Raw genomic sequence first — 22,674 nt, forward strand, 5'->3', positions numbered from 1 at the left:
TAGCAATCCAATATAACGAAAACCTCACACATTTCCCCGAAAGCTAGCACACAACCGGAAGGTCTCTTCTGAAACAGCAATCTGCTTCGCCTTACAATAACGCATAACAAGCTTGAGCAACTCCTTAATATCGCGCCCGCTAGCATTCGGATACGCCCGCGTCAGCACCAAAACAAGCTCCTCCCCAAGATCGACACCGAACTGCTCGGAAAGCACTTTCCAGATCCGCATCGCATCGGCTTTAGCCGGCGTATCGTACCGAATCGTCGCGATACATCGCGAGAGAATCGCATCATCGACATCGTCGATGCGATTGGTGGTCATGAACAGCAGCCCATGAAAATACTCGAGCGTGCGCAGGAACTCCGCGACAATCGCGTTGTGCTCGAGATCGTTGTCGCGGCGTCGAATATAGACGTCGGCTTCATCGAGCAACAAGACCGCATCCCAGCGCATCGCGCGCCGCAAGATGCTCGAAAGCGCTGCGCCCACCGAGGCCGCCGTGGTCCCTAGCTGCCCCGAGTGCACGCGATACAGCGGCTTGCCAACCACTTCCGCATAGACCTCGGCGGTCAGCGTCTTGCCGAGGCCCGGTGCGCCCTGGCAGAGAATCGTCGTGCCGCCCGACTTGCCCGGCACGACGTCCTGCACGAACACGTTCATGTTCGAAGTGAGGATATCGACAAGATCGTGATGATGGGCCGGCAACACCAGCTTCTCGCGCAACTCGGGCTGGTAGCGATATTCCTCCACGTGCTGCACGTGCACCCAGATATTGCGGTGCCACTCCAGATGAAACAGGTGCACATAGCCGTGCAGCGGGATCCGCTCGAAGCCCGCCGCAATGCCGGCGCTGCGCCAGAATTCGGGGTCGCACGTCATTTCGAAGCGGCGTTCGAGTCGTTCTTCATCGTTCACGCACTTCGCGCTCACGCCGTCGACGATGCGCGTGAACTCCACCGCGCCCTTTTCGCCCACCGTGAACGCCGCCTTCGTCACCACGAACTGCGCGCCAAAGCGGCGCTGGAACTTCAGGAAAAGCTGCGCGTGGTGTTCGTATTCGCGCTTGAATTCCGCGCACTCCTTGTAGAAACCAAACTCGGCCAGCAGCTCGGGAATCGTGCGGTTGACAATGTCGTGGCGATTGATCACGAGCGAGGTCGTCATGCCGGATCGGCGCTTGTGATAGTCGGTCAGATCAGAGTTGGCCGACTGCATCGTATTGGCCAGCATGTCGACCACAACGTAGGGCGTGCCCTGCTCCGGCTCGACATGGCGAATCCGGTGCACGAGCCACGGCAGCAAGGTCCCGTCCTTGTGCCGCTGGTAGAGCCAGCCGTCGATCAAGTCGCGCGACAGCCAGGCGACAAGCCCCGGCACCAGTTGGTCCAACGCCGGAATGACGCGTGCCTGCGGGGCGTTGTAGATGTTGTCGAGCGCCAGCATCTGAAACATCAGCATGCGCTCGTTCTGTGTCTTGCTCAGCGAGTAAAGCGTATTGAGCGATCGCGCGTCGAATAGCTTGCTCGATACGATCATGTTGCCGTGGCACACGCCGTGCTCCTTGAGCCGCGTAGCGAGTGGCGATTCGGTCTCGATCATCCCGAGCAGAGGATGGATCAGCGATTCGGGTATTTCAAAATCCATGGGCAAGACTCCCGGTCATTGCCACCGCCGTTGCGGCGGCGGGCTCGTGCGTCACTTCATGAAGAATTCGATGGCCATGCTGACGATGGGGGGATGAATCCGATGCAAGCCATTGAATTCGATGTACTGAACATCGTAGCCAGCCGATCGCAGTCTTGCGGCGTTGGCGCGGCCGCTCGTGTCGATCGGCAATTGCTCGTCGGCGAGACCGTGTGCGATGAATACTTTCGGTGCGCCCTCCTGCATGAAGACCGACATGAAGCCGCCTGAAAACGCGATCACGTGGCTCACGATATCGCCATTGGTCACGCCGATCGAAAGCGCATAGCTCGCGCCATCCGAAAACCCCGCGAACGCGAGGCGCCCGGGATCGATGCGGTAGCGCGATGCGATTTCGGTGAGCGCACGATGCAAGCGCTCGAGATCGGGGCCGTTGCCGCCGATCACGATATCCCAGGTCGGATAAGTCGAATGCGGTGCCAACACCAGGAAGTGGTGCTCTCGCGCATGCTCTTCGATGAACGGCAGCACTTTTTCCGGAAAGCCCCCGGCGCCATGGAACATCACGAAGAGCGGCACGGGCGCCCCGTCTTCAAGACCCGGCGGGACGAACAACACCGCGTCGCGCTCGTCGGCGAGGCCCAGAGGGTGGCGGCCCGGCGGCAAGCGGCCTTTGGTCGGCTCCGCGCAGGTAAAGGACAGGCGGCCGAATAGCGAGGGATCGAACATGACGGACCTGCTCGTAGGTCGTAACAGTTAGGCTAGTATATTGTATATCAGCGATTTGTGCGCAAGAAAGAAGCGGGGGCTGTAATTCGCAGAGCATCGGTAGAATCACGCGCCGGCCGGCTGCTAAAGCCGGCGGCGACGTTATGGGTCGAAGCCTTGCGGGCGAAAAGCGCGGTAGTTCGCGCCTACTGACGCGCAACCGGCGTGAAGCCGTAGCGCGGGAGCACGTCCTGTGCCGCCGGACTCATCAGGTACATCGCCAGCCGGTATGCGGCATCGCGCGTCGCGGCGTTCTGCGGCGACTCGATCACGGTCATCCCGTAATCGACGGGAAAAGCCAGATCGGGCGGCAACTCAACCTGCGTGAGCGTCGTGTCGGGTGTCGGTTCGTGGGAACTGCAGTAGCCGATGAAAACGTCGACGTAGTGGGTCGCGAGAAAGTATTTCACCGGACTCTGGCCGGCCGGCACGGGCGGCGCGACGGCGCCGCCCACCAGTTGCCGCGCCTTCGCTTCCAGCGTGTGCGTGGCGCCCGGGCGCACGGTGCCGGCCTTTTCAAACAGTGCCCACGCGTAGTCGCCGCCGGGGTCCGCCTTCGGCGTCGAGGTGCCGATATTGACGGCCGGATCGAGCAGCTTGTCGAGCAGGTTGGCGCTGGTCAGGCCGACGTCGGGTCGCGCCTCTACACACAGCCGGTTTCGCGCGAATACGACGACGGGCGCCCCCTTGCCTTCCGACGCAAGCCGTTGCGGATGAGCCATGTTCGCGGAAACGAAAAGATCCGCCCTGGCCGAGTGCTCGATCCTGTCGAGCAAGGTGCCGGCTGGTCCGGTCACGAGTTGTACCGGCTGGCCGGTCTCGCTCGTGTACTGGCGCGTAATGGCGCCGAGCGCGCCGCTCATGCTGCCGGCCGCGTAGACCGTGACGGTTGGCGCGGTGGGGGCCTGCTGGGCCACCGCGAGACAGGCGCTCATGCCGGTGGCGGAAGACAGCAGCGCCCGGAGCAGGAAGGAAGACGTTTTTTTCATTTCAGAGATCGACCTGGATGGATGCACGAACCGTGCGCGGCGCGGCGAGTGTGGCGGTACCGCTATCGGTGCCGGTGTAGCCGTTCTGGCCGGCGGGTGTGATGTTGGCCCAGTAGTGGCGGTTGGCGACGTTGTCGACCCCCACTCGCAGCGCCACGGCTTTGCCGGCGATTTTTGTCAGGTAGCGCGCGCCGAGGTTGACGACCGTGTAGCCGTCGGCGTAATCGCTATTCGAATAGTTGGCGGCGCGTCGGCTCGCGTAGTTCAAGTCGACGTTGAAGCCGAGGCCGGCCACGGTCGGCACCGAGTAATCGACCAGCGCGTCGAACACCACGCGCGACAGGCCGAGAATCTGCGTGCCCTCGGTAGCGGCCACGCCGGTGTTGTGCAGGCGCGGATCCAGCAGCGAAAGCCCTGCGTAGATGTTGATATCGCGCGTGACGGCACCCGTCGCGCTCAGCTCGATCCCGCGGTTCACCTGCTCGCCCTGCTCCGCATAGACGTTGTCCGCGCTCACCATGGCATAGGGCCGCTCGATCCGGTAGAGCGCGGCACCCAGCGTGGCGCTGCCGAGATCGACCTTGTAGCCGAGCTCCCACTGCTTGCTGCGGTACGGGGCAAGTTCGTCGCCCGCGTTGACGGTGCCCGAGGGTGCGATGTCGCCCTGCTGCAGACTGTCCGCGTAGGTGACATAGGCGGTCATGTTCGCGAGCGGCTTGTACATCAGGCTCGCCGTCGGGCTGAAGCCATCGGCGCTGTACTTGCTCTTCACCGCGCCCGCCGCGTTGTAGTTCTCGGCGTGGATCCAGCTCTGGCTCGCGGCCAGCAGTGTCGACCAGTGCTCGTTGAAGCTGATCGTGTCGCCCACGCTGATCGCTTGCTGGAACGTGCCGACCGATCGATAGCGGTCCGAAAAATCCGGCAGCGGCGGCTCGGCAAAGATCGCCGGATTGCTGAGGTTGCCGGTGCCGAGCGTGATCGCGCCGGTCTGGTATGGCGTATAGCGGTTCCAGTAAAAACCGGTAGTCGAGACGAACACGTCGTGCGTCGTGCCGGCGAGCGCGACGTGTCCGTTCAGCGCGATCGTGTTGCTGATGATCTGGTCGAGACTGTAGGTCGTCGTCGCGGTGGTTTCCTTGTACGCGCCTTTGTTATTGGTGAGCGTGAGGGTCGGGACGGTCGAGGCGCGGTCGTTCGTTTCGCGCAGCACGCCGGCGCTCAGGTGCCAGTCACTATTGAAGTCGTGCTTCAGCGTCGCGCCCATCATGTTCGTGACGTTGTTATCACCGGCCCATGACTGGCCGAGCCCGACCGTTGCCGGGTTCGGCGCGGCGGGAAGCAGCACGTTCTTCGCCAGCGCGAAGGTCCCGGGGAAGCCCGTGTCCAGGTAGTGGTACGTGCTGAGATTCGTTTCGAGCCGGGTGTCCGGCGTAAAGCGGATATCGAAGGCGAGGCTCGCGAGGCGTCTGCGCAGACGGCTGTCCGAGACATAGCCCTCGCCATCCTGGTTGAGCAGATTGAGCCGGTAGCCGAAGCGGTCGTCGTTGCCGAAGTGGCCGCCCAGGTCGATATGCTCGGTCCACAGATCGTTGGACTCGTAGCCTAGCGTGAATTCACGCAGTGGCTCATCGGTCGGACGCTTGAGCACGTAGTTGAACGTGCCGGCCGGACTCGCCGGCCCGTAAAGGGCGCCGGCGAGTCCGTTGAGCACCTCGATGCGGTCGAACTGCTCGATCGGATAATCGGTCGTCGCGGCGATGTTCATGCCGTCAATGCGCGTGTTCTGAACGACGCCCGCTTGCATGCCGCGCGTCTGGGGCCGGATATTCCAGCCCTGCACCGAAGGAATATAGGTGAACGCCTCCTGCACGCTGCGCAGTTGCTGATTCTGGGCCAGTGACTGCGGAATGACGTCGATCGAATAAGGCGTATCGAGCAGCTTCTTTTCGCCGAGCGGACCGACCACGGTCTGCTTGACCTGATACGACGGCCAGGTCACGGGCATAACGCCCGTGATGACAATCGGGGCAAGCTGGGCTTCGTTGTCCTGCGCGTGAGCCGGGAGGGCGGTGCCGATACCTGTGGAAACGAGTGCGAGAGTGGGTAATGTGTAGCGGGAACGCGATGTCATTGGGATTTTCGTTGCGGGGTATTTCGATATATCCTCTGGAATATAACGTGATGGGCGAGTCGCAACAAGGACGCTACGTGGCCTTGTTGCAGCGATGCGTCGCGGATACGTGAATACTGCTTATATCAAGCGTGCGATAGTGGTCGTGCCGGCGAACGACGACGCCCGGGAAACCGGGCCGCGGAATAAAAGCCTGAAATCGAAAGCGACTGCACTCATGCCCGTTTCCCCCGAGACATTCATCCCGCGAGATGCTCCATGATAAGTGTGCCGGCTGCGAAGGCTGAACCGCCTGCGAAGGCTGTGGGCGGGTGCGATGAACACCTTCGGCGCGCCCTCCTGCACGGCCCGACCAGGCTGGTGCATCGGTGGATGCGCTTGCGAGTCCCCCCGAAGCGACGCATCCACGGTGAAGGTTTTATAGGCTTTCGCACATGGCAACGTATCGGCTGGCTGACTCTTCATCCATGCCGCTGCGCATGAGGCCGGCTGCGATATCCTGCCCGCTCCCATGCTGCCGATAGCGTTCATACAGGGCCTGGACACACGTCCATTTCTGGTTGTCCCAGTAAACTTTCAGGCAGTACATGTTGGACCGGGATGCCAGGGTATGAATGTCAAGACTGCGAATGATGTTGACCAGCGCGACGTCATCAACGTGACGCCACATATTGATCATGGCATGAAAGCCAAACGTTGCTCCAGAGGGCTTTCCGTACTCGTATGAGAAGCGGTCGGCAACGTCACCGGGTGCAAAGCGAATACCATGATCGGTTTCAAGCGCAGTTCGCCAGGTGTCGCAAATCAGAACGTCTTCGATACCGTCCGGGGGGACATCAAACTGCTTGTTCGCAAGTGCCTGCAAGAGTCGCGCAGAGCGCAGCGAGAATCCCCCATTTCCCACACACCGGTTGGCTTCCGCTCCGGGCCAGCGCGCACCGATATAGTCGTACTCGCGGAATGAGTCGGACCAACTGCTTGAATTGACAACATAGCCATCCCACTGGACAACGAGTACCCAAGGCGTGCTTATATGGCTCGCAAGTTCCCGTAGCATGAACGAAGAGTAGGCCTCGAGCGAGCGAATACGTTCAATGGGTACGATCCGCGCGCGGCAAGGCACTGTTTCGTGGGTCAACAGTATGGCGTCACCAAACGCACACTGCTCCATGGAGAGATCGAGGGCGCGTGCCGCATGATGCGGGTTGACTGTATCGACTGCGCACAGGGTGACGTCGCGCAGATCAAGACGCTGGTGGCTATTCATTGATGGTTCGTTGGGCTTCTGTTTTTTGCGGATCAAGAAAAGTGCACTTTAGGGATGCACCCTGGTCCATGCACGCATGTCAGGCGGTGGTTCCGCGTCCGGGGAGGCACATCTGCCGCCTGATTGGAGTTGCAGAGTACGGCGTCCCATGCGGCGGGGACAATCAGCGCCAGCCAGTAAGACCTTGATTCGCATCAAGACAAGGCGATGAACCTTCCCGCGCCCTTACGGTGGATACGGAGTGCGAAAGGAATGTTGAGTTTGCACCTGAGCCATGGGCGGCACGATTTCCATCTGCGATGGCTCGCACGTGAAGCTTTTGCTATCGCGAGCGCCGTCCTGGCAAAACGACCGCATGACGAACGGCTGCGCGCGGGAATCACGCTTTCTGAAACACGACCACCGCATACCTGCACATGCGCTTACTTTCGTTCTTGAAGACGCAGTCGCTCGGCGGCCCGAGTTCGAGGCAATCGCCCGCGCCCAGTTCGTGGCGCTCTCCGCCTTCGATGAACACCAGATCGCCGGCCAGCACCCAGATCAACTGCCGGGTCTGCAAATAGGCCGACGCCGGCATCGGGATTTCCGCGGCCGGCGGCAGGTCGATCTCCACGAGGTTCAGCGGTGCCGCCGACTTCGGCGATACGTGGCGCCGCACATACCCGCTCTGCGGATCGACCCACAGCGGCTGGTCGGCCGCGCGCAGCAGGCGCCCCTCTTCGAGTTCCGCGAGCGCGAGCAGCGCCGACATGCTCATGCCGAACGCCCCTGCCAGCTTCGCCAGCAGCGACGCCGTCGGGCTGCTCTCCCCGCGCTCGATCTTGTGGATCATGGCCCGCGAGACGCCGGAATTGCCGGCGAGGTCGGTGAGCGACCAGCCGCGGCCCTCGCGCTCGCCTCGAATGCGGGCACCGATCCGTTGATCTATGCTGTCTAATATCGTGTACACTCGATCCATTATAGTGGATTAGACGAAGGAGCTGCCATGGAAATCCGCGATGCGGGTCCAGCGGACATCGACGGTATCACGGCAATCTATAACGACGCCGTGTTGCACACGACCGCGATATGGAACGATTTGACGGTCGACCAGGCCAACCGCACGGCATGGCTCGCCGACCGGCAGAAGGCCGGCTACCCGGTACTGGTCGCAGTCGACGGCGACGGGCCCGTGCTCGGCTATGCCTCGTTCGGCGACTGGCGCGCCTTCGATGGCTATCGGCATACGGTCGAGCATTCGGTCTACGTCCGCGACGACCAGCGAGGCCGAGGCATTGGCGTGGCCCTCATGCAGGCCCTGATCGGCCGGGCGCGCGCGATCGGCAAGCACGTGATGGTGGCGGGCATCGAAGCGAACAATGCCGGCTCCATCGGGTTGCACGAAAAGCTCGGGTTCGAACACGTGGGGCACCTGAAGGAAGTGGGCATGAAGTTCGGTGCGTGGCTCGACCTCGCCTTCATGCAGCTCAAGCTCGATGCTCGCCCCGCGCCCGATGCCTGATGCCTGATGCGCGGTGTGATGCGATCTGTTGAGTCGGCCTGAACGGCTTTCCCGGCCCCGGAACCCGCACACCGAAAAAATTTTTCGCATCGATGTCACACGCGGGGCGTGCTAGCTCGTCATGTCAGTGGAACCCACACGAAAGGAGATGGAACCATGACTGCAAAGCTCGACCCGTTCGCCGCCGCCCCCGCTCAAATGAAGTCCTGGATGGGCACCTCGCTTGCCGTGGCCGGCAGCCTCGACGCGAGCCTCGTCGCGCTCGTGGAGGTGCGCGCCTCGCAAATCAACGCATGTGGCAACTGTATTAACATGCACACGACCCATGCGCGCGAGGCCGGCGAGACCGAGCAGCGCCTCTACCTGCTTTCCGCCTGGCGCGAGGCGCCCTGCTACAGCGAGCGCGAACGCGCGGCGCTGGCCTGGACCGAGGCGCTCACGCGAATCGCCGAAGGACACGATGCGATCGAGCGCGCGCGCGCCGCGCTCAACGACCACTTTACGCAGGAGGAGCAGGTGAAGCTCACGCTGATGATCAACGTGATCAACGGCTGGAACCGTCTCGCGGTTGGCTTTGGCCTGTGGGTCGATCCGGCGATGGCGAAGGCCATGGCGAAGTCGGCTGGCGCCGCATGACGGACGCTGCACCGGGTAACGCTGGCGATGCCCCGGACGCCGCGGAGAGCTTCGACCCGCTGCGGCGCAAGCTGATCCGCGTGGCGTACCGCATGCTTGGCTCGGTTGCGGATGCCGAGGACATCGTGCAGGACGCGTTCATCCGCTGGATGCATGCCGATCGCGCCGAGGTCCGCGTGCCCGAGGCCTTCCTGCGCCGCATGGTGATGCGCATGTGCCTCGACCAGCTCAAGTCCGCACGGCATCAGCGCGAAACCTATGTCGGCCCGTGGCTGCCCGACCCGGTCGTCGAAGAGGACGAGCAGGAGGACGTCACGCTGCCGCTGATGCTCGCGCTTGAGCGGCTCTCGCCGCTGGAGCGCGCGGCGTTCCTGCTGCACGACGTGTTCGGCCTCGACTTCGACGAGGTCGCGGCGACGATTCAGCGCGAGCCGGCCGCGTGTCGCCAGCTCGCGGCGCGGGCTCGCAGCCATGTGCGCGAATCGCGCCCGCGTTTTCGCGTGGAGAAAGAGCGCGGCGTGGAACTGGCGAAGGCGTTCTTCGCGGCGTCGCGCAGCGGCGACATGAGCGCCCTGGGCGCGATGCTGGCTGCCGATGTGAGCCTGCATGCGGACGGCGGCGGCAAGCGGGCCGCCGTGGGCAAGCCGCTGTTCGGCTTCGAGACGGTGATGAAGGTGCACGCGTATCTGGCGGAGCTGTTCCGCAAGAACGGCTCCACGCTCGTGCGCGCGGGCTATATCAACGGGCTGCCCGGCTTCGTGACGCTCGAGGCCGACGGCGAGCTGCAGACGACCGCGCTCGACATCGAGAACGGCAAGATCGCGGCCATTTATGTCGTGCGCAACCCGGACAAGCTGCGGCATTTGCACTAACTTGCGCTCACTGGCGCTAACTTGCACTAGGCCGACGGCTCCTGCCAATAGCCTTCGCGCGCGTAGAGTCCCGCAAAGAAGTCGAGGAACGCGCGCACCTTCGACGAGACGGTTTTCTTGGGCGGATAGACGCCCCACACGCCCGGCGTCGCGGTGGAGGTGCGCGCCTCCCAGCCGGGCAGCAACTGCACGAGCTTGCCTTCGCGCAGCGCGCCGCCCGCGGCCCATTCGGGCAGCAGCGCGACGCCCATGCCGGCGAGAGCGAGCGAGAGCACGGCCTCGGTGTCGTCCACGCGCAGGCGCCCGCCGAGCTTGACGGTGACTTCGCCCGTGCTGCCGCGGCCCGACGGGCTCACGATGACCCACTTGTCCTCGGTGGTCAGCGGAAAGCGGATGGCCTCGTGCGACGCGAGTTCCGCGGGCGTGGCGGGATGCCCGCGACGCGCGAGGTAAGCCGGGCTCGCGCAGACGATGCGCCGGTGCGTGGCGAGCTGCCGTGCCATCAGCTGCGAGTCGGGCAACACGCCGATGCGCACGGCCACGTCGATGCCGGCATCGATGAGGTTCACGACCTCGTCCGTCAAAATCGCATCGACGTTGATCTTGGGGTAGCGCGCCATGAACTCGGGCAGATGGCGGATCACGTGCCGGCGCCCGAACGAGGTCGGCATGGTCACGCGCAGCACGCCCTGCGGCGCGCTATTGAGCGACGAAGCGGCCTCGCGTGCCTCGTCGAGGCTTTGCATCACCCGCAAGGCACGCTCGCGAAAGACGCGCCCGCCCTCGGTCAGCGTCAGGCCGCGCGTCGAACGATTGAACAGCGCGATCCCAAGGTCGGCTTCGAGCTCGGAGATGTAGCGCGAGACCGTCGACGTCTTGACCTCGATCCGCTCGGCCGCCTTGCTGAAGCTGCCCAGCTCCGCGGCCTGAAGAAATGCCCGAATCGCCAAAAAATAATCGATCACCACCTTGCGCGCCTCCGCCCTCGTCCCGCCATGTTCTTTCGGCCCGGCGATGGAATGGCCGGGCGCCGTCGTTGCGCATTCTACCCGGGGCGGCCCGGTCCACGACCCTCGATGGCAGCTATCCGCGCCACGCAAAACTGATTCCGCCGAAGCGCCGTTCTGCGCGCCGCAGCCCGCTTCTATAGTCCTGCTCATGCCGCTGCGCCCCACGATCCGCCCACGATCGATTCAAGCAGCGAAGCCCCCGCTCGACGAGCCCCACCTTCAAAGGAGTCAGAAGATGCAAACCCGGACCAATCCCTCGACGCTCGAGCTGAACGACGATTTCGCGACACGCGAGGCCGAATACTACGAATACACGTCGTCGGCCAATCCGATCGGCGCGAGGCTGATTTCACGCGTGCCCTACCGGTCGTTCCTGTCCGCAATGTACGACGACGGCCCGACGCGCATCGTGCCGCTGGACCTCTCCGCCGAACTGGGCTGCGACTACCCGGCCACGGGGCCCGCGCTGCTCGCGAACTTCATCCGCATCGTGGCGGGCGAGCAGATTTCAGTGAACCCGAACGCCACCTCGCAGGTGTTCTACGTGCTCGAAGGCGCGGGTGCCGTGTCGCAGGGCGACGCGGCCTTCCTGTTCGGCGCGGGCGATTTTTTCTCGCTGCCTGGCGGCACCGAAGCCGTGATCTCGGCGCAGACGACCGCCCGCCTCTACTACGTGAGCGATGCGCCCCTGCTCAGCTATCTCGGCACCACGGTTTCGCGCGCGCGTTTCAGCCCCACGCTCTACCCCGCGCAGCGCGCCAGGGCGGAGCTGGAGAAGGTGGCGAACGCGCCGGGCGCGAGCCAGCGCAACCGGATCAGCGTGCTGCTCGGCAACGCCAACTTTCCGCAGACGCGCACGGTGACGCATTCGATGTGGGCCATGTTCGGCGTGATCGGCCCCGGGACGATGCAAAAGCCGCACCGTCACCAGTCCATCGCGCTGGACTTCATCCCCGAAGCGAAACCGGGCGTCTACACGCTGGTGGGCACGGAGCTCGACGAAAAGGGCAATATCGTCGACCCGGTGCGCGTGGACTGGACGCCGGGCATGGCGTTCGTCACGCCGCCCGGCTACTGGCACGCGCACTTCAACGAGTCCGGCGAAAACGCCTACGTGATCCCGCTCCAGGACGCGGGCCTGCAAACCTGGCTGCGCTCGCTCGACATCCGCTTCGCGAAGTAACGCGGCGCACGGCGAGCGGTTGGCGGCCGCGCGCTGCGCCGCTGGCAGTAAGGTGAGGTAAGGCGCCGCCCGCCTGCGGCGGCGGGCGCGCCAGCTTCGCCGGGGCAGCATGATTTTCAGTAATTATCGAAAAATTACTGAAATTTCCACTGCCGGCCGTTTTTCAGTAAAATATAAAAAACTACTGAAAACGACTCCGGACATGCTCGGCTCACCGCTTTACCAACGTCACGACCAGGCTTTTTGCGCCCAGCTTGCGAACGTCGAACAAGCCGCCGCGGCGCAGGACACGGTGCTCGTCGGCGCGCCGGGGACGATCCTCGAGCACAGGCGCGCAGACCTCGTCTACTACGCCCGCCAGTTCATGAACCCCGAGGGCAAGAAGCAGGAGGAAAGCCTGGGCGGCCCGCAAGGCGACCCCGCTGTGGAGGCGCGCGTGGAGGCGATGCGCGAGCGCATCCTGCAAGGCAAGGACCTCGTGAACCGCATCCGCGAACTCGCGAAGCTGGGCTTTCAGATCGCCGACAACAAGACCTGCGCCACGATGGGGGTGCTGTACAACCACGGCCTCTTCCAGGCCGGGGCCGTGCTGATCGGCTCGCATGCCTACGCAGTGTTGCTCAACAGCCTCGGCATCAAGTCCGTGGCCTACGAGACCGAGGACGTCGATATTGCGCGCGCGCGGCAACTCGCGCTCCAGCATGTGCCCACGGGTGGGCTGCTCGCGATCCTCAAGGAGACCGGCATTGCCTTCGTGGAAGTGCCGCCGATGACGCGCGGCGCGCCATCGACCTCGTTCAAGCAAGCCGGCGCGACGCGCTTTCATGTCGACCTGCTCGTGCCTTCGGAGGACGATTCGTTCCCGACCATCGCAGTGCCCGAATTGGGCGCACACGCGACGGGGCTCCCCTACCTCGCGTTCCTGCTCGGCAAGTCGCAGATGGGCACGCTCATTTCGAGGCACGGCGCGGTTCCCGTGCGCGTTCCAGACCCGGCGCGCTTTGCGATTCACAAGCTGCTGGTCTCGCGCTTGCGCACCAACATGCTCATCAAGTCGCAAAAAGACGTGCACCAGGCCTGCGTGCTCCTCGCGATGCTCGGCGACCACCGAAGCGGCGACATCGAGGACGCCTGCGCCGACCTGCCCGCATCGGCCCGCGCGCTGGTGCGCCGCGCGCTGCCCGACGTGCGGCGTCTGCTCGAGGCGCATGAAGGCGCGATGGATGAACTCGAAGCGGGCATGGGCGCCTAACGCCTTGCGGGGTTGTCGCAGGACGCCAGAGTCCCTTCGCGCCGGCGCGAACAACTCGGCAGCGCTTAAGCCATACCGACTATTCGCATGGCCACGTCAACTGGCGACGGCTCGGCCAAACTGTCCTCACTCTGGCCCTCGCAGCCGGAGGGTAGAATTCGGCACTGACCCGCATCCACGCTTTCTAGTAAGGAACACGTAATGTCATCTGATTTGCCGACCGCAGATCTGGAATCTGTCGCGTCTACGAACAACGGAGAGAATTTTTCGTTATCTGAATTTTTCCGGACTGAAGCTCCCACGCTGCAAGGGCGTGTCAGACCGTTCTCGGAGTATTTCCGTGAGTCGCGCGCCAAGGGGCTCGCGCACTACGGCAGGGAGATCGTGTCAGCGGTATCGAACCGTGTTCAGGTGCGGGGAATAGATGGCGCGACGCGAGAGATGATCATGTTCGGCTCGAACAACTATCTCGGGCTGACCACGGATCCGCACGTGCTTGGGCGCATCCGCGAGGCGCTGGAAGTGTTCGGGGCAGGCGTGGGCGGGCCGCCCTTGCTGGGCGGAACGACTCAGCTCCATAAGGAGCTGGAGCATCGCCTGTCAATCTGGAAGGGCAGTGAGGATACGCTACTGTACGGCTCTGGCTACCAGGCCAACCTTGGTTGGATTACGACCCTGCTTAGGGACGACGACGTGTTGCTGTATGACGAGTTGAACCACGCCAGCCTTTACGACGGCATTGCGCTCACAGCAGCGACGACCCACTTCAGGGCCATTCGCTTTGCGCATAACGACACGGAGCACCTCAAGCGGCTCTTGATTCGCGCCCGGAAAAGGACAGCGAAGCCCAACCGCCAGATATTTGTGGTGACCGAGGGCGTCTATTCGATGGACGGCGACCTGGCGCCCTTGCCTCGTATCAGCGAGCTTTGTCGTGAATACGGCGCGACGCTGGTGGTCGACGACGCACACGGTACGGGTGTCATGGGCAAAAACGGCCACGGCACGTCGGAGCATTTCGGCATGACGGGCGGTATCGATCTCTGCATGGGCTCGTTCAGCAAAGCATTTGGCATGACAGGAGGCTTTCTGAGCGGAGACCGTGAGGTGATCGATTACCTCAGGTTCTGCTCGCGCTCATACATGTTCTCGGCCCATTTGCCGATTACGACCGTGGCGGGCGTGCTGGGCGGGATGGAAGTCGTCGAGCGCGAGCCGGAACGGATCGTCCGACTGCAGGAAAATGCCGCCTATCTGGAGGCCGGCCTGAGCGCACTCGGTTTCAAAACCTTCCGCGAGGCCGCGATTATTCCGGTTCGAATTCCCGTGGACCTGAATATTCGCGAAATCTGCCGGGAGTTCGACGCTGCGGGCATCTTCCTGAATTCGATCGAATTTCCCGCGGTCCAGAAGGACGGTCAGCGTCTGCGGCTGAGCGTCATGTCGACGCACACCCGAGAAGACCTCGATATTGCGATCGACGCGTTTGAGCGGATTGGCCGGAAAACCGGAATCATTGCTGACGCCGCGGCTTGATCAGGGCGTTGCGTCGCGGCTCGAAGCGATGTCCGCCAAACATTGGCACAAGGAGAGGGATCAAATTGACGCAGCATGCCATCATCACCGGCGGGTCCAGTGGAATTGGCCTGGCGCTTGCAAAAAAATTAGCCGCTGCCGGGTATAACGTTACGATTCTCGCGCGCGATGCGGTGCGTCTCGAAACTGCACGCCTCGAAATTGAATCGGCGCGACGCGGCACGGATCAGCGTGTTCTAGCCGTCAGCGTAGACGTGGTAGATGCGCAGGCGGTACAAAGTGCAGTAGATACCGCCGTGAATGCGTTTGGTGCACCTGCGTTGGTTGTCGCGAGTGCAGGCATTGTCATTCCACATATTTTCGAAGAATTGGCCATTTCTGCATTCAAGCAGACGATGGACGTCAATTATCTGGGCAGTGTCTATCTCGTGCGTGCGGCATTGCCATCGATGCAGCAAGCCGGCCAGGGACATATCGCTTTGCTCTCCTCCGGTGCGGGACTACTGGGGGTCTACGGGCTTTCAGCGTACACGCCGACAAAATTTGCGCTACGCGGCCTCGCTGAAGTTCTGCGAGCGGAGTTGCGCCCCGAAGGCATCAACGTATCGGTGGTCTATCCGCCCGATACCGATACCCCCATGCTGCGTGAAGAGATCAGAATCCGACCTGAAATCACGAGTCGGATTGCAGCCAAGGCAAAAGCCATGACCGCAGACGAAGTGGCCGATGCCATTTTGAAGGGAATCGCGAAGAAGAAGTTTTCGATCACGCAGGGATTTGAGCTCGGTGCGTTGGCCTATTTTGCTGGCGTGATCGCCCCATTGGTCAACCGTTTTCAGCTTGACCCTTTGATTGCTCGCCTTCACAAGCGGGGAAAACAAGCCTGACGAATATGAGGAACTTGCCGATTTAGTACGTCTCGGTTGCCTGATTTGTATCTTCGTGTACCCGGCATGCACCGCGACACACTGCGTTTCACACGCGAGCGCCCGGGACATCTGCTGGATACGTGCGCGCGCTCCAATACGGTCGAACACTCAACCACGGAGATTCCGTCATGTTCGATCGACTCAAGATTGCGGCCGCCGCTGCCGCGGTTGCGGCGCTGGCCGCCACCGGCGCCTGGGCTGCCTTCGCATCCGACCCGAATCCCGCCGCCGAGCCTGCGCCCGTGCAGACCGGCGCGAGCGCGCCCGACTTTTCCGGCACCGGCGCGTGGCTCAACAGCGCGCCGCTCGATCTGAAGCAGTTGCACGGCAAGGTCGTGCTCGTCGAGTTCTGGACCTTCGATTGCATCAACTGCGCGCATACGCTGCCCTATGTGAAGGACTGGTACGCCCGTTATCGCGACAAGGGGCTCGTAGTGGTCGGCGTACATACGCCCGAATATCCGTTCGAGCGCGACGTGGGCAATCTGAAGAAAGCGATCGCGCGGTTCGGTATTCAATATCCCGTCGTGCAGGACAACCAGTATGCGACCTGGAATGCCTATGGGAACCAGTATTGGCCCGCGATTTATCTCATCGACAAGAACGGTAAGGTGGTTTATCGGCGCGTTGGCGAGGGGCACTATGAGGAGACCGAACAGACTATTCGGGCGCTGTTAGGCGTGGCGGACAAGCGGGGTTGATGTTGGGAAGGCGATTTGCCATTCGCAATTCGCCTGGTGTCTGATCCAGAAAAAAGAATGGCGCGCCGTTCACGCGGCGCGCCATTCTTTCTAGCAGAGTACGAGATTCAATTCGCTGCGCACACGTGACGAGTGCGCAGCCACTTCGATCAAGAACCTGTGCGTCTACCCACCCCGCATCACAAATGCGTCACCTGCAAAATAGCCTCGGCGAAAGCCTTCGGCGCCTCCTGCGGCAGGTTATGGCCAATACCGCCGCTAATATCCCGGTGCACATACTTGCCCGTGAACTTCTTCGCATACGCCGCCGGTTGCGGATGCGGCGCACCGTTGGCATCCCCTTCGAGCGTGATCGTCGGCACTGAAATAGTCGGCCCAGTGGCCAGCCGCTGCTCGATGCCGTCGTATTTCGCTTCCCCCTGCGCGAGGCCAAGACGCCAGCGATAGTTGTGAATCACGACCGCCACATGATCGGGATTCTGAAATGCGGCGGCCGAGCGCGCGTAGGTCGCATCGTCGAATTTCCATTTTGGCGACGCCAGTTGCCAGATCAGCTTGTTGAAGGCGTCACGATTCTCCGCGTAGCCCAGCGCGCCGCGCTCGGTCGCGAAGTAGTACTGATACCACCACTGCAACTCGGCCTGTGGCGGCAGCGGCTTCTTGTTCGCCTCCTGGCTGCCGATCAAATAGCCGCTCACTGAAACCAGGCCCTTGACCCGCTCGGGCCACAATGCGGCGATGGTGTCCGCCGTGCGCGCGCCCCAATCGTAGCCGCCAAGCACGGCCTGATCGATCTTCAACGCATCCATGAGCGCAACGATGTCGACGGCCGTCACCGCCTGCTGCCCGTTGCGTGGCGTGTCCGCCGAGAGAAAGCGCGTCGAGCCGTAGCCGCGCAGATACGGCACGATCACGCGATAACCGGCCGCGGCCAGCATCGGCGCGACTTCGACGTAGCTGTAGATATCGTACGGCCAGCCATGCAGCAACAGCACCGGGGGACCGTTCTTCGGCCCGGCCTCTGCGTAGCCCACGTTGAGCACGCCGGCGTCGATCTGCTGGATCGGCCCGAACGAAACACCGCTACCTGTGCGCGTGTTCAACGCTGCGCCGTCCGGCGCGGCGCCGTTGGGCGTCTGCGCACGGGCAAGGCTGCTCAAGCCAAGTTCCGCGAGGCTGATGCTCGCCAGCGTAGTGCCGAGAAGCCGGCGACGGCGGACATTGACGGGATCTGACATGACTCGTTTCTCCTGTTTCGATGGGATGGAGCGCTGCAACGGTTTTATAGCCGAATCATGTCAATGCTTTGTATCTCACTGTATCTGCCCGATCCTCGTACACACAGCGAATCAATAACGCTCCTCCTGAAAACATGCCGGATACATCGGCCGGTTCTAATGCGTCAACGGCGAAATCCACGCGACGGCTTCCGGGTAGTCCCGGACTCCCGGACGCCGACCGGATCACGCCGCTCCCGGCACATCATTCAACGCTCTTCATGAGGAATCCACCATGAGCCAGGCAGCAAACGTTCTGTACACGGGCAAGACGCACACCACCGGCGGCCGCGACGGCGCGTCCCACAGTTTGGACGGCAGGCTTGACGTGAAACTCTCGTCGCCGGGATCGAGCGCGCCGGGCACCAATCCGGAGCAGTTGTTCGGTGCGGGCTGGTCGGCGTGCTTCATCGGCGCGATGGGGCTGGCGGCAGGCCAGCTGAAGACCGCGCTGCCAGGCGAGACGGCCGTCGATGCCGCAATCGATCTCGTGAAGGGCGACGACGGCTATTCGCTGCGCGCGCGCCTGAGCGTGAGCCTGCCGGGTCTCGAGCGCGAGGTGGCGCAACGGCTCGTCGAGATGGCGCATCAGACCTGCCCGTATTCGAAGGCCACGCGCGGCAATATCGATGTGACCATCACGCTGGCCGAGGCGTGATTCGCGCCACCAGCATGTCGCGCTGGCAATAAAAAGAAGCGGGGCGACATATCTGCCGCCCCGCTTCTGCGCTTGCCTTGCGATGCGACTCAATTCCGCGAAGCGCCCTTCACCACCTTGCCCCGCTGCACGACATATTCCACGCGCTCGCCGTCATTGGCCACCACACCGATATCGGCGAGCGGATTGCCGTCGAGCACGAGCACGTCGGCAATCGCGCCCGCAGCGATCACGCCCAGCTCGCCTTTCATGTTGACGATGTCGGCGGCCACGCTCGTCGCGCTGCGCAGCGCCTCCAGATTGCCGAGCACCTCGGCGCGAATGCGGAATTCGCCGCACTGGAACGCATGCATCTCACCGAGCAGGTCCGAGCCGAAGCCCATCGGCACGCCCGCCTTTGCATACAGCTCCAGCGATTCGCGGCCCGCGCGCTGCACGCTTGCGACCTTCGCCACCGAATCGGGCGGCAGCCCGAACTGCGCGCCGTGTTGCGCGAGCGCGTCATAGGTAACGAGTGTGGGAACCACGAAGGCGCCATGCTCGTGCATGACCTGCGCGGTCGCCTCGTCAACGAGATTGCCGTGTTCGATCGTCCGCACGCCGCAGCGCACCGCGCGCGCGATCGCACGCGCCGTGTAGGCATGCGCCATGACATAGGTGTTGGCCGCTTCGGCTTCGCCGACGATCGCGCGGATCTCTTCTTCGGAGTACTGCGTATGGGAGATGGGATCGACCGGCGATGCCACGCCGCCCGATGCCATGATCTTGATCTGCGTGGCGCCCTTCTGGATCTCTTCGCGCACTGCGAGGCGCACGGCGTCCACGCCGTCCACCACGCGCGCAATCGCGCCCGTGCGGAAGCAGCACGAGCACGGTTCGAGCAGATCGCCGCGCGCACGGAAGTCGCCGTGGCCGCCCGTCTGCGAGAGCGCCTTGCCGGACGGGAAAATGCGCGGCCCCGGCACGAGCCCCGTTTCCACGGCCTGCATCAGCGCCCAGTCGGCGCCGCCCGCGTCGCGCACGCTCGTGAAGCCGCGCGAGAGCATGGCCTGCATGATCGGCAGCGCGCGAATGGCTGCGAGGATGTTCGGCTGTCCGGCGTTGGCGCCCAGATTCGCGTTGGAGGCAAGCACGTGCACGTGGCAGTCGATGAAGCCGGGCATCACGGTCTTGCCGCGCGCGTCGATCACATGCGCGTTGGGATAGTCGACCGGGCGGTCCGTCACTTCGACAATGCGCTCGCCCTCGATTACCACATGATGATGTTCGAGCAACACCCCTTGCACGAGGTCGAGCACGTTGCCGCCGTGAATGATGGTCATGGACATATTCGTGATCCTTATTGAATGGCTGCGCCCGCGCGCCGGGCGCCGTGTCGTACGTCCCTGACGAAGAACGTGCCGACCAGACTGATCGCCGCCGCGACGATCACATAGAGCGCGGGTGCCATGTTGCTGCCCGTACGGGCGATCAGCCACGTGATCAGGAACGGCGCGAAGCCGCCGAAGATCGTGACCGCGAAATTGTAGGCAACCGAAATCCCCGTCGAGAGCACGCGGGTGGGAAAGAGCTCAGCGAAGGCTGCGAGGATAGGCCCGGTATAGATGGCAATCAGCACGCCGAACACGGCCTGGAACACGAGCATCGACGTGAGCCCAGGGGCGTGGTTGATCCACGCGAACATGGGCCACGCGAGCACCAGGATCGCCAACGCGGCGCCGCGGAGAAACACGCGCCGGCCCCAGAGATCGGCGAGCTTGCCGACCACCGGCGAGCAGCACATGATCATGAGGCCGCCCACCATGCCGGCGAAGAAGCCTGTCGATTGCGGCAGGTGCAGCGTGCGGACCGAATAGGTCGGCATATAGAAGAGCAGCACATAGGTGCAGACGGTCCAGAGAATCACCATCGAAAAGCTCGCGAACGTCTCGCGCGGAAAGCGCGCGAGCACCTCCTTGAGCGGCGAATGCTCTTTGCCCTGCTCTTCCATGGCGCTGAACGCCGGCGTTTCGTCCATCTGGCTGCGGATGAAATAGCCCACCGGCCCGACCAGAATGCCGATCAGGAACGGCACGCGCCAGCCCCAGCTATACAGTGCCTGAGTGTCGAGCCAGGTCGTGACGAAGGTGCCCGTGGCCGCGCCCAGCAGCACCGCGAAGCCGATGCTCGACTGGATCCAGCTCGAGTAATACGCACGCTTTTCGGGCGGCGCGTACTCGGTGAGAAACGCCGTGGCGCCGCCCATTTCGCCTCCAGCCGAAAAGCCTTGCAGCAGCCGCGCGACGACGATCAAAAGCGGCGCCGCCATGCCCGCCTGATCGTAGGTGGGCGCGAGGCCGATGAGCGCCGTGCCGAATGCCATCAGCAGGATCGTGAGCGAGAGCGCCGCCTTGCGGCCGACCTTGTCGGCATAGACGCCCAGCACGATGCCGCCCACGGGACGCATGACGAAGCCCACGCCGAAGGTCGCCACAGTGAGCAGCACGGAACTCAGTTCGTTCCCCGTAGGAAAGAACAGTTTCGCGATGATGACGGCAAAGAAGCTATAGACAGTGAAATCGAACCATTCGAGGCCGTTGCCCAGCACGGTCGCGATAACGGCGCGGCGCCGCTGCCGCGCGGCCAACTGGACAGAGGGCACCGCGCTCTGTGAAAGCGTTCCTTGCATCGTCTCTTCCTTTTTCTGATAAAAGCCGGGGCTTGCCCGCATGATCGACATGCTAAGGACAATCGCGCTTATTTCTGAAACGAAAGATTCGCATGCATGCATGCGCTGGGCGCATGCGAGGGCTTTTGGGCGGTGCTGGCGCGTGATGTTTACGCCGGCATTTGGGCCTGGGCCTGCTCGAACAGCCAGCGTGTGAAAATACGCGCCGCCTGGTTCTCTACGCGATCGTTGGGCGAGAGCACGTAGTAGCCGCCGCCGTGGCTGGCCGCCGCCGGCGTGACGCGCACGAGCAGGCCTTCGCTCAGGCAGGCGTCGATCATGTAGCGCCACCCCAGCGCGACGCCCTGGCCGAGAATCGCCATCTGCACGATCTGTGGGTAGTGGTTGATCGTGACGCTGCGCGGCGCCTTGGGCATGTCCACGCCGTTCAGGCCGAGCCATTCGGGCCACGACATCCACTGGCGTTGCCCGTCTTCGAGGAGCAGCAGCGTTTCGTTCGCCAGATCGCCTGCATTGAGCGTGCGGCCCGCCAGATACGCGGGCGAGCAGACGGGAAAGACCTCTTCGTGAAAGAGCCTGCGTGCGGTATAGGACGCGGGGGCTTGCTGGCGGACGTAGTAGACGCCCACGTCGAATTCCGCGGGCGACATCGAAGCGAAGCCGTCACGCACGATCAGGCGCAGCTTGATGTTCGGAAATGCCGCGCGAAACGCCGGGAGCCGCGGCGTGAGCCAAAGGACCGAGACGCCCGACGAGCACGCGACGGTCAGTTCCAGGTCGCCGTAATGCTTCATGACGTCGAGCGTGGCTTCGGCGCATTGCGCGAGCAGACGCTGGACCTGCGCCGCGTACTGTTCGCCAGCGATGGTGAGACGTAGCGAGCGGTGCTCGCGCACGAACAACGAGCGCCCGAGAAATTCTTCGAGCTGCTGGATCTGGCGGCTGATCGCGCTTTGCGTCAGGTGCAGCTCGCTGGCCGCGCGCGTAAAGCTCGCATGCCGCACTGCGGCTTCGAAAGCGACCAGGCATTGAAGAGGCGGCAAGGGCGTGATACGCATGGCGGGCGCAAGCATTGATTGCAATTCCCGCATGATAGAGCCTCGCCGGAGCCGCGCACGGCAAACGCCCGGCCGGATTGTCCTCAATCGTGCAATCCACCTTTTAACAAGGCTTGTGCGCGCGCCTTCGCCGTCCCGACGCAATGCAACCGATGACCCGCGTCGCCCGAGGCGCCCTGTTCCGGCTCGAACAGGTGCTACGCACTGCGCGAGCGCGCGGGCAAAATCGACGACAATGAGCGAACCAACATTGAACGCGCGCAACAAGCCCACGGGCAGCGCGCGCGACAGGAGAGCATGCCATGTCACCCACACCTGAATACTGGTTTCGGGCCAAGCGCTACGGCTGGGGCTGGGGCTTGCCGGCCCGCTGGCAAGGATGGGTGGTCCTGATCGCCTACTTCGCGCTGATTGGCGCGACCATACGCTTTGCCCCGCCGGACCAGCATCGTCTGGCCTTCATCTCGCTGGTCGCGCTGTACAGCATCGTCCTCGTCGTCGTGTGCTGGCTCAAAGGCGAGCCGCCCCGCTGGCGCTGGGGCAACGATTGAGGCCGCACATCGCACGCATCGCACGCATTGCGCGCTCCGG

21 protein-coding genes are annotated in these 22,674 nt (G+C 63.2%); 10 read left to right on the forward strand and 11 right to left on the reverse strand.

The genetic code is table 11. From position 1 onward, the window contains the following. Positions 1-24: 24 nt before the first annotated feature. The 6 genes from EYW47_RS19180 to EYW47_RS19205 all read right to left on the reverse strand — a co-directional run bounded on the left by EYW47_RS19180 (position 25) and on the right by EYW47_RS19205 (position 7,751). On the reverse strand, positions 25-1,647 hold the full coding sequence (locus EYW47_RS19180; RefSeq protein ID WP_133196416.1) for an ATP-binding protein: 1,623 nt from the start codon (positions 1,645-1,647) through the stop codon (positions 25-27). Positions 1,648-1,698: 51 nt separating this feature from the next. Further along, a complete protein-coding gene (locus EYW47_RS19185; protein WP_133196417.1) occupies positions 1,699-2,376 on the reverse strand; it encodes an alpha/beta hydrolase in 678 nt (225 codons plus the stop codon). A gap of 185 nt (positions 2,377-2,561) precedes the next feature. Further along, the gene (modA, locus tag EYW47_RS19190; protein WP_205710104.1) at positions 2,562-3,404 is read right to left on the reverse strand and encodes a molybdate ABC transporter substrate-binding protein; all 843 of its coding nucleotides are present in this window, start codon (positions 3,402-3,404) and stop codon (positions 2,562-2,564) included. Between the two features lies 1 nt (position 3,405). Next, positions 3,406-5,535 carry a TonB-dependent receptor gene (locus EYW47_RS19195; RefSeq protein ID WP_133196418.1) on the reverse strand — a complete coding sequence of 710 codons (2,130 nt, stop codon included), beginning with the start codon at positions 5,533-5,535 and terminating at the stop codon, positions 3,406-3,408. Between the two features lie 418 nt (positions 5,536-5,953). Continuing rightward, positions 5,954-6,802 carry a DUF5672 family protein gene (locus tag EYW47_RS19200; protein ID WP_133196419.1) on the reverse strand — a complete coding sequence of 283 codons (849 nt, stop codon included), beginning with the start codon at positions 6,800-6,802 and terminating at the stop codon, positions 5,954-5,956. Positions 6,803-7,181: 379 nt separating this feature from the next. Continuing rightward, complete coding sequence (locus tag EYW47_RS19205; RefSeq protein WP_133196420.1) at positions 7,182-7,751, reverse strand: helix-turn-helix domain-containing protein; 570 nt, start codon at positions 7,749-7,751, stop codon at positions 7,182-7,184. Positions 7,752-7,787: 36 nt separating this feature from the next. Between EYW47_RS19205 and EYW47_RS19210 the strand changes: the two genes are divergently transcribed. The 3 genes from EYW47_RS19210 (at position 7,788) to EYW47_RS19220 (ending at position 9,811) form a co-directional block, all read left to right on the forward strand. Continuing rightward, the gene (locus tag EYW47_RS19210) at positions 7,788-8,303 is read left to right on the forward strand and encodes a GNAT family N-acetyltransferase (RefSeq protein WP_133196421.1); all 516 of its coding nucleotides are present in this window, start codon (positions 7,788-7,790) and stop codon (positions 8,301-8,303) included. A gap of 156 nt (positions 8,304-8,459) precedes the next feature. After that, positions 8,460-8,939, forward strand: a complete 480-nt coding sequence (locus tag EYW47_RS19215; RefSeq protein ID WP_133196422.1) for a carboxymuconolactone decarboxylase family protein — start codon at positions 8,460-8,462, stop codon at positions 8,937-8,939. Further along, entirely contained in the window at positions 8,936-9,811 is an 876-nt protein-coding gene (locus EYW47_RS19220) for a sigma-70 family RNA polymerase sigma factor (protein WP_133196423.1), read from the forward strand. Before EYW47_RS19215 ends, EYW47_RS19220 begins: the two co-directional genes overlap by 4 nt. 26 nt (positions 9,812-9,837) lie before the next feature. Here the strand turns inward: EYW47_RS19220 and EYW47_RS19225 are convergent, their stop codons facing one another. Next, positions 9,838-10,773: a LysR family transcriptional regulator gene (locus EYW47_RS19225; RefSeq protein ID WP_133196583.1), complete on the reverse strand. Its 936-nt coding sequence runs from the start codon at positions 10,771-10,773 to the stop codon at positions 9,838-9,840. A gap of 283 nt (positions 10,774-11,056) precedes the next feature. Here EYW47_RS19225 and EYW47_RS19230 point away from each other — a divergent pair, with 283 nt between their 5' ends. From EYW47_RS19230 to EYW47_RS19250, 5 genes are all read left to right on the forward strand, one after another. Continuing rightward, positions 11,057-12,004, forward strand: a complete 948-nt coding sequence (locus EYW47_RS19230) for a cupin domain-containing protein (RefSeq protein ID WP_133196424.1) — start codon at positions 11,057-11,059, stop codon at positions 12,002-12,004. A gap of 202 nt (positions 12,005-12,206) precedes the next feature. Then, positions 12,207-13,256: a GSU2403 family nucleotidyltransferase fold protein gene (locus EYW47_RS19235; protein ID WP_133196425.1), complete on the forward strand. Its 1,050-nt coding sequence runs from the start codon at positions 12,207-12,209 to the stop codon at positions 13,254-13,256. A gap of 201 nt (positions 13,257-13,457) precedes the next feature. Then, complete coding sequence (locus EYW47_RS19240; RefSeq protein WP_133196426.1) at positions 13,458-14,792, forward strand: aminotransferase class I/II-fold pyridoxal phosphate-dependent enzyme; 1,335 nt, start codon at positions 13,458-13,460, stop codon at positions 14,790-14,792. Between the two features lie 65 nt (positions 14,793-14,857). Then, positions 14,858-15,679: an SDR family oxidoreductase gene (locus EYW47_RS19245; protein ID WP_205710105.1), complete on the forward strand. Its 822-nt coding sequence runs from the start codon at positions 14,858-14,860 to the stop codon at positions 15,677-15,679. 170 nt (positions 15,680-15,849) lie between these two features. Beyond that, positions 15,850-16,422 (forward strand): thioredoxin family protein, encoded by a 573-nt coding sequence (locus EYW47_RS19250; protein ID WP_133196427.1) that lies wholly within the window; start codon positions 15,850-15,852, stop codon positions 16,420-16,422. A gap of 179 nt (positions 16,423-16,601) precedes the next feature. On the opposite strand, the gene EYW47_RS19255 is transcribed toward EYW47_RS19250, so the two are convergent. Continuing rightward, the gene (locus EYW47_RS19255) at positions 16,602-17,660 is read right to left on the reverse strand and encodes an alpha/beta fold hydrolase (RefSeq protein ID WP_133196428.1); all 1,059 of its coding nucleotides are present in this window, start codon (positions 17,658-17,660) and stop codon (positions 16,602-16,604) included. Between the two features lie 274 nt (positions 17,661-17,934). Here EYW47_RS19255 and EYW47_RS19260 point away from each other — a divergent pair, with 274 nt between their 5' ends. After that, entirely contained in the window at positions 17,935-18,357 is a 423-nt protein-coding gene (locus EYW47_RS19260) for an organic hydroperoxide resistance protein (protein ID WP_133196429.1), read from the forward strand. 89 nt (positions 18,358-18,446) lie between these two features. Here EYW47_RS19260 and EYW47_RS19265 read toward each other — a convergent pair whose 3' ends face one another. The 3 genes from EYW47_RS19265 to EYW47_RS19275 form a co-directional block, all read right to left on the reverse strand. Continuing rightward, positions 18,447-19,685: a metal-dependent hydrolase family protein gene (locus EYW47_RS19265; RefSeq protein WP_133196430.1), complete on the reverse strand. Its 1,239-nt coding sequence runs from the start codon at positions 19,683-19,685 to the stop codon at positions 18,447-18,449. A gap of 11 nt (positions 19,686-19,696) precedes the next feature. Further along, positions 19,697-21,025 carry an MFS transporter gene (locus EYW47_RS19270; protein ID WP_133196431.1) on the reverse strand — a complete coding sequence of 443 codons (1,329 nt, stop codon included), beginning with the start codon at positions 21,023-21,025 and terminating at the stop codon, positions 19,697-19,699. Positions 21,026-21,174: 149 nt separating this feature from the next. Continuing rightward, a complete protein-coding gene (locus EYW47_RS19275; RefSeq protein WP_133196585.1) occupies positions 21,175-22,083 on the reverse strand; it encodes a LysR substrate-binding domain-containing protein in 909 nt (302 codons plus the stop codon). Between the two features lie 302 nt (positions 22,084-22,385). Here EYW47_RS19275 and EYW47_RS19280 point away from each other — a divergent pair, with 302 nt between their 5' ends. After that, complete coding sequence (locus EYW47_RS19280; protein ID WP_133196432.1) at positions 22,386-22,634, forward strand: hypothetical protein; 249 nt, start codon at positions 22,386-22,388, stop codon at positions 22,632-22,634. Positions 22,635-22,674 lie beyond the last annotated feature (40 nt).

It is taken from the genome of Paraburkholderia silviterrae (genome assembly GCF_004353915.1).
GTDB classification, from domain to species: domain Bacteria; phylum Pseudomonadota; class Gammaproteobacteria; order Burkholderiales; family Burkholderiaceae; genus Paraburkholderia; species Paraburkholderia silviterrae.

What these genes read in the sequence shown, in the direction of transcription:
- EYW47_RS19180 (WP_133196416.1), bottom strand. Translation starts at nt 1,647, where the DNA reads ATGGATTTTGAAATACCCGAATCGCTGATCCATCCTCTGCTCGGGATG.
- EYW47_RS19185 (WP_133196417.1), bottom strand. Translation starts at nt 2,376, where the DNA reads ATGTTCGATCCCTCGCTATTCGGCCGCCTGTCCTTTACCTGCGCGGAG.
- modA (WP_205710104.1), bottom strand. Translation starts at nt 3,404, where the DNA reads ATGAAAAAAACGTCTTCCTTCCTGCTCCGGGCGCTGCTGTCTTCCGCC.
- EYW47_RS19195 (WP_133196418.1), bottom strand. Translation starts at nt 5,535, where the DNA reads ATGACATCGCGTTCCCGCTACACATTACCCACTCTCGCACTCGTTTCC.
- EYW47_RS19200 (WP_133196419.1), bottom strand. Translation starts at nt 6,802, where the DNA reads ATGAATAGCCACCAGCGTCTTGATCTGCGCGACGTCACCCTGTGCGCA.
- EYW47_RS19210 (WP_133196421.1), top strand. Translation starts at nt 7,788, where the DNA reads ATGGAAATCCGCGATGCGGGTCCAGCGGACATCGACGGTATCACGGCA.
- EYW47_RS19215 (WP_133196422.1), top strand. Translation starts at nt 8,460, where the DNA reads ATGACTGCAAAGCTCGACCCGTTCGCCGCCGCCCCCGCTCAAATGAAG.
- EYW47_RS19220 (WP_133196423.1), top strand. Translation starts at nt 8,936, where the DNA reads ATGACGGACGCTGCACCGGGTAACGCTGGCGATGCCCCGGACGCCGCG.
- EYW47_RS19230 (WP_133196424.1), top strand. Translation starts at nt 11,057, where the DNA reads ATGCAAACCCGGACCAATCCCTCGACGCTCGAGCTGAACGACGATTTC.
- EYW47_RS19235 (WP_133196425.1), top strand. Translation starts at nt 12,207, where the DNA reads ATGCTCGGCTCACCGCTTTACCAACGTCACGACCAGGCTTTTTGCGCC.
- EYW47_RS19240 (WP_133196426.1), top strand. Translation starts at nt 13,458, where the DNA reads ATGTCATCTGATTTGCCGACCGCAGATCTGGAATCTGTCGCGTCTACG.
- EYW47_RS19250 (WP_133196427.1), top strand. Translation starts at nt 15,850, where the DNA reads ATGTTCGATCGACTCAAGATTGCGGCCGCCGCTGCCGCGGTTGCGGCG.
- EYW47_RS19255 (WP_133196428.1), bottom strand. Translation starts at nt 17,660, where the DNA reads ATGTCAGATCCCGTCAATGTCCGCCGTCGCCGGCTTCTCGGCACTACG.
- EYW47_RS19260 (WP_133196429.1), top strand. Translation starts at nt 17,935, where the DNA reads ATGAGCCAGGCAGCAAACGTTCTGTACACGGGCAAGACGCACACCACC.
- EYW47_RS19265 (WP_133196430.1), bottom strand. Translation starts at nt 19,685, where the DNA reads ATGTCCATGACCATCATTCACGGCGGCAACGTGCTCGACCTCGTGCAA.
- EYW47_RS19270 (WP_133196431.1), bottom strand. Translation starts at nt 21,025, where the DNA reads ATGCAAGGAACGCTTTCACAGAGCGCGGTGCCCTCTGTCCAGTTGGCC.
- EYW47_RS19275 (WP_133196585.1), bottom strand. Translation starts at nt 22,083, where the DNA reads ATGCGTATCACGCCCTTGCCGCCTCTTCAATGCCTGGTCGCTTTCGAA.
- EYW47_RS19280 (WP_133196432.1), top strand. Translation starts at nt 22,386, where the DNA reads ATGTCACCCACACCTGAATACTGGTTTCGGGCCAAGCGCTACGGCTGG.